The 12,233-nt window shown below is 68.2% G+C and carries 14 protein-coding genes; 1 reads left to right on the top strand and 13 read right to left on the bottom strand.

Annotated elements, in window-relative coordinates:
* Window positions 1-252: 252 nt before the first annotated feature.
* The 11 genes from AC25YV_RS02640 to infC form a co-directional block, all read right to left on the bottom strand.
* Window positions 253-690, bottom strand: a complete 438-nt coding sequence (locus tag AC25YV_RS02640; protein WP_488122266.1) for a hypothetical protein — start codon at window positions 688-690, stop codon at window positions 253-255.
* Between the two features lie 66 nt (window positions 691-756).
* Window positions 757-3,267, bottom strand: coding sequence for a phenylalanine--tRNA ligase subunit beta (pheT, locus tag AC25YV_RS02635; protein ID WP_488122265.1), 2,511 nt, complete (start codon window positions 3,265-3,267; stop codon window positions 757-759).
* Window positions 3,267-4,316 (bottom strand): phenylalanine--tRNA ligase subunit alpha, encoded by a 1,050-nt coding sequence (gene pheS / locus AC25YV_RS02630; RefSeq protein ID WP_488122264.1) that lies wholly within the window; start codon window positions 4,314-4,316, stop codon window positions 3,267-3,269. The genes pheT and pheS overlap by 1 nt, the downstream gene beginning before the upstream one ends.
* A gap of 45 nt (window positions 4,317-4,361) precedes the next feature.
* Entirely contained in the window at window positions 4,362-5,285 is a 924-nt protein-coding gene (locus tag AC25YV_RS02625) for an amino acid ABC transporter permease (protein ID WP_488122263.1), read from the bottom strand.
* Complete coding sequence (locus AC25YV_RS02620; protein WP_488122262.1) at window positions 5,282-5,938, bottom strand: amino acid ABC transporter permease; 657 nt, start codon at window positions 5,936-5,938, stop codon at window positions 5,282-5,284. The genes AC25YV_RS02625 and AC25YV_RS02620 overlap by 4 nt, the downstream gene beginning before the upstream one ends.
* A gap of 66 nt (window positions 5,939-6,004) precedes the next feature.
* On the bottom strand, window positions 6,005-6,907 hold the full coding sequence (locus tag AC25YV_RS02615; RefSeq protein ID WP_488122261.1) for a glutamate ABC transporter substrate-binding protein: 903 nt from the start codon (window positions 6,905-6,907) through the stop codon (window positions 6,005-6,007).
* Between the two features lie 61 nt (window positions 6,908-6,968).
* Window positions 6,969-7,757 carry an amino acid ABC transporter ATP-binding protein gene (locus AC25YV_RS02610; RefSeq protein WP_488122260.1) on the bottom strand — a complete coding sequence of 263 codons (789 nt, stop codon included), beginning with the start codon at window positions 7,755-7,757 and terminating at the stop codon, window positions 6,969-6,971.
* A 73-nt stretch (window positions 7,758-7,830) separates the two neighbouring features.
* The gene (locus AC25YV_RS02605; RefSeq protein WP_488122259.1) at window positions 7,831-8,625 is read right to left on the bottom strand and encodes a TrmH family RNA methyltransferase; all 795 of its coding nucleotides are present in this window, start codon (window positions 8,623-8,625) and stop codon (window positions 7,831-7,833) included.
* A 107-nt stretch (window positions 8,626-8,732) separates the two neighbouring features.
* Window positions 8,733-9,116: a 50S ribosomal protein L20 gene (gene rplT / locus AC25YV_RS02600; protein ID WP_488122258.1), complete on the bottom strand. Its 384-nt coding sequence runs from the start codon at window positions 9,114-9,116 to the stop codon at window positions 8,733-8,735.
* A 30-nt stretch (window positions 9,117-9,146) separates the two neighbouring features.
* Complete coding sequence (rpmI, locus tag AC25YV_RS02595; RefSeq protein ID WP_488122257.1) at window positions 9,147-9,341, bottom strand: 50S ribosomal protein L35; 195 nt, start codon at window positions 9,339-9,341, stop codon at window positions 9,147-9,149.
* A gap of 68 nt (window positions 9,342-9,409) precedes the next feature.
* Window positions 9,410-10,042, bottom strand: a complete 633-nt coding sequence (gene infC, locus AC25YV_RS02590; protein WP_488122304.1) for a translation initiation factor IF-3 — start codon at window positions 10,040-10,042, stop codon at window positions 9,410-9,412.
* A 245-nt stretch (window positions 10,043-10,287) separates the two neighbouring features.
* On the opposite strand from infC, the gene AC25YV_RS02585 reads away from it, so the two are divergent.
* Window positions 10,288-10,698 carry a DUF1844 domain-containing protein gene (locus AC25YV_RS02585; protein ID WP_488122256.1) on the top strand — a complete coding sequence of 137 codons (411 nt, stop codon included), beginning with the start codon at window positions 10,288-10,290 and terminating at the stop codon, window positions 10,696-10,698.
* Window positions 10,699-10,701: 3 nt separating this feature from the next.
* Here the strand turns inward: AC25YV_RS02585 and AC25YV_RS02580 are convergent, their stop codons facing one another.
* A complete protein-coding gene (locus AC25YV_RS02580) occupies window positions 10,702-11,502 on the bottom strand; it encodes an SseB family protein (protein WP_488122255.1) in 801 nt (266 codons plus the stop codon).
* A complete protein-coding gene (priA, locus tag AC25YV_RS02575) occupies window positions 11,486-12,232 on the bottom strand; it encodes a bifunctional 1-(5-phosphoribosyl)-5-((5-phosphoribosylamino)methylideneamino)imidazole-4-carboxamide isomerase/phosphoribosylanthranilate isomerase PriA (RefSeq protein WP_488122254.1) in 747 nt (248 codons plus the stop codon). Before priA ends, AC25YV_RS02580 begins: the two co-directional genes overlap by 17 nt.
* Window position 12,233: the final 1 nt, after the last annotated feature.

Here is a 12,233-nt window from a genome sequence, read left to right as displayed (position 1 = left end):
AGTCTGGGGTCGGGTGCCTGTGGCGGCGACTCCCGCGTCCCACGACATCGTCGGGGGTCCGCCGCACGGCGGATGACGGGGTCGCCTAGAGTCGGCGTCCGCCCAGACGTCGGCGCCCAGCTGCGCCGATCGCAACGCCCGTCGGCGCGCTCGAGGACCGCGTGCAGAGCGGGAGCGTGGCCGAAGGCATGCGCCGACGATAACCCTCGCGCCGCGGCATCCGCAACTTTCCGCGGATGCCCGACCGGCTCATCACGCGGCCGTGAGGCTCTCGCGGCGCGAGAACAGCTTGATCTGCAGATCTTCGTCGGTGTCGTAACCGGCATCTTCGACGACCATCAGCTGAAAGCCGACGGCGTCGCTGGGCAGGCGCTGTTTCGCCAGGTATCCCCCCGCATGCTCGACGAGAGCCCGGTACTCGGTGAGCTCTTCGAACGGCCCCTCGAGCGACTGCATGCGCATGGCGAGCCCGCTCACCACGTCGAAGAACCCCTTGTCGAGCCGGTGCGCCGGAAAATACAGGGCGTGCCACAAGGCCCGCTTGCGATGCTCATGGGTCACCTGCCAGTGATCGGCGGTGCCGTCTGCGCGCACGACTCGCACGAGAACGTGGCCGTCGGTCTGTCCGGGCTCGGGTGCGAAGAAGCGCCAGTCCGGCACGCGAAAGCTCGAGCCGAGCCAGAAGCGCACTCCGATCGGACGAGGTCTTCGCCGCAGAATAGCGGCGCGCCCGCTCGGAGCACAACGGTCACGGGGCTACTCGCGCAGCGTCGCTCCGAACCGCTCGGCTGCGACCGCCACGCCCGCGAGCTTCGCGTCGGTCGCCTCGGCGGCCGTGAGCGTGCGGTCCGGTGCCCGGAAACGAAGCGCGAACGTCAGGCTCTTGCTCCCTTCGGGCACGCCGGGACCGCGGTAGTCGTCGACGAGGCGCAGCGTTTCGAGCAGCTCCCCCGCCCCCTCGACGAGCGCAGCGCGCAGGTCGGCGGCGGCGACGTCGTCCGCGACGACGAGCGAGACGTCCTGCGTCGCCGCCGGGTAGCCCGAGAGTGATGCCGCTACGACACGGTCGCCCGCGAGCTGCAGCACGAGGTCGAGGTCGAGCTCGGCCACGACGACGCGCCCGTGCAGATCGACAGCATCCGCGACGGCGGGCAGCACTTCGCCGACGTAGCCGACCTCGGTGCCTCCGACCGACAGGATGCCGGTCCGACCGGGATGAAGCGCTGCGCGTCGGCCCTGGGCGACCTCGATCTCGACGCCGGCCGCGCTCGCGATCGTGCGGACGGCGTCGAGGGCGTCGGCGACATCCGCCATCACTGCGGGCTGGCCGGGCTGCTTGGAGACGACGGCACCCGTGAGGAGCACCGCGACATGGCGGGGCTGCGGGGGGATCGAGGCGTCGAGGTCGGCGAGCGTGGCCGCATCGGGTCGCACGGCCAACGGCGGCACGGTCGTCGTGCCGTAATCGCGGCCCGGCTCGGGCAGGAACACCGCACCGGTCTCGAACAGGGCGAGGTCGGTGAAACCGCGCGAGTGGTTGCGGTGCGCAACCTGCAGCAGGGCGGGCACGAGAGAGCGGCGCAGGAACGGGTGCTGCCCGTCGAGCGGGTTCGCGAGCTTGATCGAAGGTAGGTGTTCGCCGGACGCCGACCCATGCAGGTCGTTGTCGGCCTCGGTCGTGAAGGGGAAGGACGGGGTCTCGACGTAGCCGGCCGCGGCAAGCGCGTTCGCGACACGGCGGCGGCCCTGCTGCGCGAGCGTGAGCCCGCGACCCGAGGGCGGCGTCGGCAGCACCGACGGGATGCGGTCATACCCCTCGATGCGGGCGACCTCTTCGGCGAGCGTCCACTTGTCGGTGAGGTCCGGGCGCCACGACGGGGGGAAGACGATCCACTCGCCGTCGCGCTCGGTGACCTCGCATCCGATCATCTCGAGAGCCGTGACGATCTCGTCCCGGGTGTAGTCGACGCCGATCAGGCTCTCGACGAACCCTGCCGGAAGCGTGACCCCCGGGATCTGGACCTCTGCGAAGAGCGCTCCCCCGACGGCGGTGTCCAGCGTGCCACCGGCGTACTCGACCATCAGGTCGGCGACGCGACGTGCCGCCACGAAGGGCACGAGCGGGTCAACGCCGCGCTCGAAGCGCCGCGACGCCTCGCTGGGCAGCTTGTGGCGGCGGGCCGTGCGCGCGATCGACACGGTGTCGAAGATCGCCGCTTCGATGAGCACGTTGCGCGTGGCATCCGACATCTCGGTCGTGCCGCCGCCCATGACGCCGGCGAGACCGATGGGCCCGGACTCGTCCGTGATGAGCAGGTCCTCGGCACTGAGCGTGCGCACCTTGCCGTCGAGCGTCTCGAGGGTCTCGCCCTCGGTGGCCCGGCGAACCGTGATTCCGCCCGTGAGGCGATCGAGGTCATAGCCGTGGATCGGCTGCCCCAGTTCGAGCATGACGTAGTTCGTGATGTCGATGAGCACGCCGAGCGAGCGGATGCCGGCGAGCGTGAGCCGCGCGACCATCCACGCCGGCGTCGGCTTGGTCGGGTCGACGTCGCGCACGATGCGCACGGCGAACTCCGACGCTCCAATGCGTCCACGGATGGGCGCATCGTCGCGAACGGCGACCGGGAAGCCCTCGACGGGCTGCTGCAGGTCGCCCCACTCGCGCAAGCCCGGATCACGGAACGCTCCGCCCGTGGCGTGCGAATACTCCCGCGCGATGCCGCGCAGCGAAAGGGCGTAGCCGCGGTCGGGGGTGACGTTGACCTCGACGGCGACGTCATCGAGTCCGAGCAGCGCGATCGCGTCGGTGCCGACCGGCGCGTCGAGGCCGAGCTCGACCAGGCGAAGGATGCCGGCATGCTCGTCCCCGAGGCCGAGTTCTTTCGCCGAGGCGATCATGCCGTCCGACACATGGCCGTACGTCTTGCGCGCGGCGATCGGGAAGGGTCCGGGCAGGACCGAGCCCGGCAGGGTCACGACGACCTTGTCACCGGCGAAGAAGTTGTGTGCGCCGCACACGATGCCGCGCACTCCTCCGTGCTCGGGTCCGACGTCGACCTGGCACCAGCGGATGGTCTTGCCGTTGGACTGCGGTTCTTCGACGAACTCGACGACCTCGCCGACGACGATCGGGCCGGACAGCTCGAACCCGTGCATGCCCTCCTCTTCGAAGCCGACCGAAACCAGAGCCGCCAGGATGTCCTCGGGCGAGGCGTCCGCCGCGACATCGACGTACTCACGCAACCACGAAAGCGGGACGCGCATCAGACCACCATTCCGAACTGCTCACTGAAGCGGACATCGCCCTCGGCCATGTCGCGCATGTCCTGGACATCGCTGCGGAACATGAGCGTGCGCTCAATGCCCATACCGAACGCGAAGCCCGAGTACTCCTCCGGATCGATCCCCGCAGCGCGCAGCACGTTGGGGTTGACCATGCCGCATCCGCCCCACTCGATCCAGCGGGCGCCGCCGGTGAAGGTCGGGTGCCACAGGTCGAGCTCTGCCGACGGCTCGGTGAAGGGGAAGTAGTTGGCGCGGAAGCGCGTCTTGGCCTCGGGGCCGAAGAGCACCTTCGCGGCGTGGTCGAGCGTGCCCTTGAGGTGGGCCATCGTGATGCCCTTGTCGATGACGAGACCCTCGAACTGTGTGAACACAGGAAGATGCGTCGCGTCGAACTCGTCGGTGCGGTACACCCGTCCGGGGCACAGCACGTAGATCGGCAGGTCGCGCTCGAGCATCGAGCGCACCTGGACGGGGCTCGTGTGCGTGCGCATGACGAGGTGTCGGGCGACGGGATCGACGAAGAACGTGTCCTGCATCTGACGCGCCGGGTGGTCGACGTCGAAGTTCAGGGCGTCGAAGTTGTACCACTCGTGCTCGAGCTCGGGGCCCTCGGCGATCTCCCACCCCATCCCGACGAAGATGTCGGCGATCTGCTCCTGCAGCAGCGAGATCGGATGCCGCGCACCCGTGCGGCTGCGCGCGGCGAGCGCGGTGATGTCGACCCGCTCGGCTTCGAGCTGGGCTGCGGTCTCGGCCGCAACGAGCTCCTCTTCGCGAGCAGCGAGCGCCTGCGTCACTCGTCCGCGAGCCTGCCCGACGAGCTTGCCGAACTCGGCCTTGCGCTCGTTCGGGACGTTGCGCAACTGGGCGTTGAGTCTGGCGAGGGGCGAGCCTTCGGCGGAGTGCGCCGCACGGGCGGACTTCAGCTCGGCGGTGCTGCTCGCCGCGGTGATGGCCTCGAGGGCGCTGTGCACCGCGGCATCCACCGCCTCGGGCGTGATCGTGGGGTTCTCGGGTGCGTCGGACACGAGAACCGAGTCTACCGACGCGCGGGGCAGGGTTCCGCGCAGCCGCTACCGCCCGCCTGCTCCTCCAGCCGTGCCATCGAACTTTCCGAGGCCCCGCGCAGCGGCGATCGTCTCGGTGGCCGTCGTGGGTTCCTGACCCGCACCGGGATCGAGGGCGACGACCTTCGGGGAGCGTCGCATGCGCTTCTCGACGGCCGTCGCGACGGCCGACAGGACCAGACACAGGCCGATGTAGATGATGCCGACGACGATGGTCGCGGGCACGATCGGCGAGCCGACGCTGGCCTGCGAGCCCAGGTACTTCGCGTAGAAGAGCAGTTCGGGGTAGGTGATGATGAACCCGAGGGCGGTGTCCTTCAGCGTCACGACGAGCTGCGCGATAATGACGGGCATCATGGCGCGGATGGCCTGCGGCAGCAGCACGAGACGCATGACGCCGGCCTTGCGGAGGCCGAGCGCATAGCCCGCCTCCTGCTGACCGCGCGGCAGCGACTCGACGCCGGCACGGATGACCTCGGCGAGCACCGAGCCGTTGTAGGCGATGAGGGCGATGACGACGGCCCAGTACGGCTCCATGCGGATGCCGAGCACCGGCAGTCCGTAGTACAGCAGGAACATGAATACCAGGACGGGGATCGCCCGCAGCACCTCGACGATCGCGGTGAAAGGCCAGCGCACCCAGGCGTGGTCCGACATTCGGCCGATGGCGAGCACGAACCCGAGGATGAGGGCTCCGACGCCGGCGACGGCGAACGCACTGAGCGTGCGCAGCGTCGCGAGCCCGATCTGCACCCAGACGTTGGAGTAGGTGAAGGCCTGCCACTTCTGCGCCGTGAACTGGCCGGTGTCGAACAGTCGCCACAGCAGCAGGCCGAGGACGGCGGCCACGACGAGGACGGTGATGACTCCGAGCACGCGGTTGCGCGCGATGGCACGAGGCCCCGGGACGTCATAGAGGACGCTGCTCATCGGTTCACCCTCCAACGGTTCTCGAGTGATCGTTGAGCCCAGGAGAGGAGAAGCACGAGGGCGACGAAGATGACCATGACCCAGAGGATGACCTCGAACTGGTTGGCGCCGCGCTCACTCAGATAGCTGCGGATCGAGCCGAGGTTGACGACGGAGAAGCCCGCCGCAACGGTCGTGTTCTTCAACAGCGCGATGAAGACGCTCATCATGGGCGGAATGACCGAGCGGAAGGCCTGCGGCAGCACGACGAGCGTCATGACCTGCCCGAATGGCAGGCCCAGAGCGCGCGCGGCTTCGGCCTGCCCGACCGGAACCGTGTTGATGCCGGAACGGATCGTCTCGGCGACGTAGGTGGCGGTGTACACGCCGAGCGCGCACACCGCGAGGGTGACGTTCGTCGCGCCCGTCAGGCGCAGGCCCAGCAGAGGGGGCAGCGCAAAGCAGAAGGCGAAGAAGACGAGAGTCAGAGGGGTGTTGCGGATCGTGTTGACGTAGATCGTGCCGACGGCGCGTGCGACCGGGATCGGTGAGACGCGCATGGCCCCGACGACCAGGCCCAGGAGCAGAGCGACAGTTCCTCCTGCGAAGAACAGCAGGAGGGTGCCCAGCAGGAACTCCCACCACAGGTCGAGGTTGTCGGTGATGACGCCCACGGGGATCCTCTCAGATGTGATCAGGGGAAGGCGGGGCGGCGCCGTGCGCCGCCCCGCCAGGCCGGATTAGTCGACCTCGGGCTGGGTGCCCGAGATGCCTGCCGGTGCCAGGTGAATGTCGAACAGTCCGGTCCAGACGTCGCCGCCGTCGGTCAGGAGCGTGTTGATCCAGTCGAGGAGAGCCGTGTCGCCCTTCTCGAGGCCGACGCCGTAGCGCTCCTCGCTGAACGGCTCGCCGGCGATCTTCAGCGTGTCGGGCTCGAGCGCGACGTAGCCGGCGAGGATAGCCTCGTCGGTCGTGATCGCGTCGACCGAACCGGCCTTGAGCTGCTCGACGCACTGCGAGTAGGTGTCGTACTCGACGGTGTCGCCGGGGCTGTACTCGTCACGGATGCGCTGCAGAGGCGTCGAGCCTGTGACGGAGCAGACGATCTTGCCCTCGAGGTCCTCGGGGCCGTTGATGTCGTCGTTGTCCGCGGCGACCAGAAGGCCCTGACCCGTGATGAAGTACGGGCCAGCGAAGTCGATCTGCTCCTTGCGGGCGTCGGTGATCGAGTACGTGCCGACGTAATAGTCGATGTCACCGTTCACGATCGCCTGCTCGCGGTTCGCCGAGGGGATCGTGACGTACTCGATCTGGTCCTCGCTGAAGCCCAGCGACGCAGCGATCCAGCGCGCGATGTCGACGTCGAATCCGGTACGCTCACCCGTCGTGGCGTCTTCGTAGCCGAGGCCGGGCTGGTCGTTCTTGACGCCGACGATGACGCCGTCACGTGCGACCATGCGGTCGTAGGTGGGGCTGTCGGTCAGATCGACCTCGGTCGCGACCTCCCAGAGCGCACCGCTGTCTCCGTCGCTGCTCGTGTCGCCACCGGTCGTGTCGCCGGGCGTACCGCTGTTGCAGGCCGTCAGGGCGAGTGCCGCGATGGCGAGTCCGGCGAATGCGCCGCCGATACGTGTTCTGCGCATGTGATCCTCCTGGGTTTCTTATGCGTTTTATGCGCCGCGCCCGGTGCTGGGGGCGTGGGGTCTAGTGGGTCAGCAGCTTCGAGAGGAAGTCCTTCGCCCGGTCGCTGCGCGGCTTGGTGAAGAACTCCTCAGGCGTGCCCTCTTCGACGATCAACCCGTCGGCCATGAACACGACGCGGTCGGCCGCCTTGCGGGCGAAGCCCATCTCGTGCGTCACGACGATCATGGTCATGCCGTCGTGCGCGAGGCCGATCATGACATCGAGCACTTCGTTGATCATCTCGGGGTCGAGCGCACTCGTCGGCTCGTCGAAGAGCATGACCTTCGGCTGCATCGCGAGGGCGCGCGCGATAGCGACGCGCTGCTGCTGTCCGCCCGAGAGCTGTGCCGGGAGCTTGGATGACTGGTGGCCGACACCGACGCGGTCGAGCAGCTGCGTGGCGAGCTTGTCGGCATCCGCCTTCTTCATGCCCTTGACCTTGATCGGACCGAGCGTGACGTTCTCGAGGACCGTGAGGTGCGAGAACAGATTGAACGACTGGAACACCATGCCGACGTCGGCGCGCAGTGCGGCGAGCCCCTTGCCCTCCTTGGGCAGCTCTTTGCCGTCGATCTTGATGGTGCCGCTCGTGATGGTCTCGAGCCGGTTGATCGTGCGGCACAGCGTCGACTTGCCCGAGCCGGAGGGCCCGATCACGACGACGACCTCACCGCGGTTCACGGTGAGGTTGATGTCGGTGAGCGCCTGGAAGTCGCCGTAGTGCTTCTGCACGTCGGTGATCTCGACAAGCGGGTCACCCCTCCTGACGTTGATGTTCGACGTCTTCGGCGCAGAATCAGAGGTCGTCATAGCAAATACCCTAGGGGTGCGCGCCTACCCGTCACACGCGACGCCGCCGAGCTTTACCGATCCGTGACCGGACTCACGCCCGCTGCGCGAAGGCCGTCTCGTACAGGCAGACACTCGCAGCGGTCGCGAGGTTGAGCGATTCGGCGGCGCCGAAGATAGGCAGCCGAAGAGACAGATCGGCCAGAGCGAGCGACTCGTCGTCGAGGCCGCGCGCTTCGTTGCCGAACAGCCACGCCGTCGGCGCTGCCAGCAGCGCGCGGGCCGCGAGGAAATCCTCTCCCCCGACATCGGCCGCAATGACGCGCACGTCGGCCGACCGCGCCCGCTCGACCGCCGTGCTGAGGTCGACGCCGACAGCGATGGGCAAATGGAAGAGCGAGCCTGTCGTGGCGCGGACGACCTTCGGGTTGTAGGGATCGACGGTGCGACCGGTGAGCACGACGGCGTCGGCTCCGGCGGCATCCGCGGCTCGGATGATCGTGCCGAGGTTGCCCGGATCGCGCACCTCTTCGCAGATGACGACGAGGCGCGGGGATGCCGCGAACACGTCGCGCACCGAGGTCGGCGTCTGCCGTGCGACGGCGACGATCCCCTGAGGCGTGACCGTGTCGGCCATCGCGTCGAGCACCGCTTCGGTCGTGAAGACCACATCGATCCCGGCGTCGTCGGCGGCGTCGCGGATGTCGGCGTGCTTCTCGAGCGCCGACGGCGTCACGAACATCTCGAGGAGCGTGTCGGGGCGGTGGGCGAGCGCTTCGCGCGCGGCCTGCGGGCCCTCGAGCAGGAAGAGCCCGGTCTCCTGCCGTGCGCTACGTCTGGTGAGCTTTGCCACCGCGCGGACTCGGGGCGACCGTGGGTTCTCGAGCACGCTCCCAGCATAGATCCCACGATGGCCGGGAACGACGGAGGGCGCCCTCCCGAGGGAAGGCGCCCTTGCACATCGATGCGCCTGCGGCGCTGTTCGACCGGGTTCGGTCAGGCGCTCTTGGGAGCGTTGACGTTCTCGGGCAGTGCCGTGCGCGCGGTCTCGACGAGCGACGCGAACGTTGCCGGCTCGTTCACCGCGAGCTCTGCGAGCATGCGGCGGTCGACCTGCACACCCGCGAGGCCGAGGCCCTGGATGAAGCGGTTGTAGGTGATGCCGTTCTGGCGGGCAGCGGCGTTGATGCGCTGGATCCACAGGCGGCGGAAGTCGCCCTTGCGCTTGCGACGGTCGCGGTACGAGTAGACGAGGGAGTGGGTGACCTGCTCCTTCGCCTTGCGGTACAGACGCGAACGCTGACCCCGGTAACCGGAGGCGCGTTCGAGGATGACGCGACGCTTCTTCTGGGCGTTGACGGCCCGTTTGACTCTAGCCATTTCGTTTCGTTCCTATTCGTGCGCGGGCGCTCAGAGACCGAGGAGCTTCTTGGCGATCTTGGCGTCGCCGGGAGCCAGGATCTTGTCGGCCGACAGGCGGCGCGTGCGCTTGGTCGGCTTGCCCTCGAAGTTGTGGCGAAGGTTCGCCTGCTGCCTCATGATCTTGCCGCTGCCGGTGACCTTGAAACGCTTCTTGGCACCCGAGTGGGTCTTCTGCTTCGGCATTTCTCTTCCTTCGTTGAGTTTCCCGCCGGAGCGGGAGTCGTAACCCGCCGGAGCGGGAATCTGTGGGCCTATGCGGCGTCGGTGTCTTCGTTCGACGAGCCGTTGTCTTCGTTCGACGAGCCGGAGCGAGAAGAACGTGCTGCCTCTTTGTTGGCGGCGCGCTGAGCGTTCTGCTCGGTCTTCACTTCGGACTTGTTCTTGTGCGGTGCGATCACCATCACCATGTTTCGCCCGTCGATCGTGGGGCTCGACTCGACCGTGCCGAACTCGGCGACATCCTCGGCGAACTTGCGCAGGAGACGCACACCCTGCTCGGGACGCGACTGCTCGCGGCCACGGAAGAGGATCATCGCTTTGACCTTGTCACCGGTCTTCAGGAAGCCCTCGGCGCGCTTGCGCTTGGTCTGGTAGTCGTGCGCGTCGATCTTCAGACGGAAGCGGACCTCTTTGAGGACCGTGTTCGCCTGGTTGCGACGTGCTTCCTTGGCCTTCTGCGCAGCCTCGTACTTGAACTTCCCGTAGTCCATGATCTTGACCACAGGAGGCTTCGAGTTGGGGGCCACCTCTACGAGATCGAGGTCAGCCTCCTGCGCCAAACGCAGCGCCACTTCGATGCGGACGACGCCGACCTGCTCTCCGGCGGGACCCACGAGACGGACTTCGGGGACGCGGATGCGGTCATTGGTACGGGGATCGCTGATGCGGAGCTCCTCTTATCGTGCGGTGTCACACCGTGGCACGGGTGTGACACGGGCGGAAGAGGAGCACTCCACCCAGACGGCGCGAACGCCGGCTTGCTGCACCCTGACTACCCCGCACGCTCTGCGCACGGGGCGGAGTACAAGACCCGGTAGCCTGGAACGGCAAGCGCGGGTGGGATGTGATCCACTTTCCACTCCGAGGCATTACGCTCCGGAGACCGCCACAGTTTAGCAGAAAGAGCGGCGTGAACACGATTCGGGATGATGAAGCACAGGATGCCGCACGCGGCGACGACGAGCGGCACCGCCGCTGGGAGGAGCAGGAGCGCGCAGCCTCCTCTGCGACGCGCGACATCGCCGACGTCCCCGCCGTCGAGATCATCACGACGGCGGCCGTGCACCTCATGAGTGCGGCAGCGGTCAAAGTCGGCCTCGCGGACGACCCCGAGACCCAGACCGACCTCGACGAGGGCCGCAAGCTCATCAACGCGCTCGCGGGCCTCATCACGGCCGGCGCTCCCGAGATCAGCGACATGCACGCGCGTTCGCTGCGCGACGGCCTGCGCTCGCTTCAGCTCGCGTTCCGTGAAGCCTCGGTCATCCAGGACCCGATCGGCAAGGGGCCCGGCGAGAAGTGGACCGGCCCGGTCACCTGACCCTCAGCCGCGGACGAGCTTGACCGTCAGCGAGTCCACGAGCACCGCGATCCGGTCATCGGCTGCCCAGCGCGAAGCCAGTCGCGCCAGCACGGCGTCGAGCGCACTCGCATCGAGGCCGTCGATGAGCTGCAGCCGCACGACGAGTTCAGGTCCACGCAGGCGCGCCGTCGGGTCGCCGGGCTCGACGGCGAGGTCGAGCACGGCGAGCTCTCCGCCGATGCTCTCGGTGAGTCCGGCGAACACCTCGGGCGACGCGAAGCTCGGCTCCCACGCGTGCCCCTGGGCGATCGCCCACACGGCGGGCCGACGCAGCACGAACTCGGTCGGCGAAGTCGGGTCGATCACGATGAGATCGGTCTCGTCTTCGGCCGCGGCGACCGCCGTGCGGATGCCGTCTGCGGGAACGGGCCGTGCCGCGGCATCCCACCGAGCCATCGTCTCGACCGAGGTGAACACCGGCAGCACGCGACGCCCGTCGGGAGCGGCCACCGTCACGATCGACAGCTCCTGCGTCTTGTCGACGACCAGGCCGTGCGGGCCGATCGTCGGCTCCTCCGCGTCGCGAAGGTCGCCCTTCTCGGCGAGCAGCGGGATCAGCAGCCGGGCGCGGCGGTAGGCCTCGACCACCGCCGACTGATCGCCGCCACCGTCGTGGAACGCGCGCAGCGCCGCGAGGAGAGCAGGATCTGCGGAGCCGTCATCCTGGGAATGCGGATTGGACTGGAAGCTGCGCCCCTCCCACGGCACACCGGCGGAATCCGCAAGGTGCGCGTCGCGGCAGCCGTCAGTGTCCTGCGACATCCAGTGCCTCGGCGAGCGTGAACGCACCCGCGTAGAGAGCTTTGCCGACGATCGCACCCTCGACGCCCAACGAGACGAGCTCGCGCAGGGCCGCGATGTCGTCGAGGCTCGAGACGCCTCCCGAGGCGATGACGGGCTTGGGGGTGCGCGAGGTGATTTCGCGCAGCAGATCGAGATTCGGCCCGTTCAGCATGCCGTCCTTCGTGACATCGGTGACGACGTAACGGCTGCAGCCGGCGTCCTCGAGACGTTCGAGCACGTGCCACAGGTCACCGCCCTCCCGGGTCCAGCCGCGCGCGGCGAGCGTCGTACCGCGCACGTCGAGGCCCACAGCGACGAAGTCGCCGTACCTGCTGATGACCGACGCCGCCCACTCGGGGTTCTCGAGCGCGGCTGTTCCGAGGTTGACACGAGATGCGCCGGACTCCAGCGCCGACTCCAGGGAACGGTCGTCACGGATACCGCCGGACACCTCGACCTGTACTCCCTTGACGTGCTTGATGACCCTGCGCAGCACACCGGCGTTGTCACCGCGACCGAAGGCGGCATCGAGGTCGACGAGGTGGATCCACTGGGCGCCCTGCCGGGCCCAGTCGTGCGCAGCGTCGATGGGGTCGCCATAGCTCGTCTCGGTGCCCGCCGCACCCTGCGTGAGCCGGACGGCTTTGCCGCCGGCTACATCGACGGCGGGAAGCAGGATCAGTTCTGGCGTGGACGCGAAATCGTTCATG

It is taken from the genome of Microbacterium sp. Y832 (genome assembly GCF_057669765.1).
The sequence above is the reverse complement of the archived record's forward strand: the minus strand, read 5'-3'. Positions and strand labels throughout refer to the sequence as shown.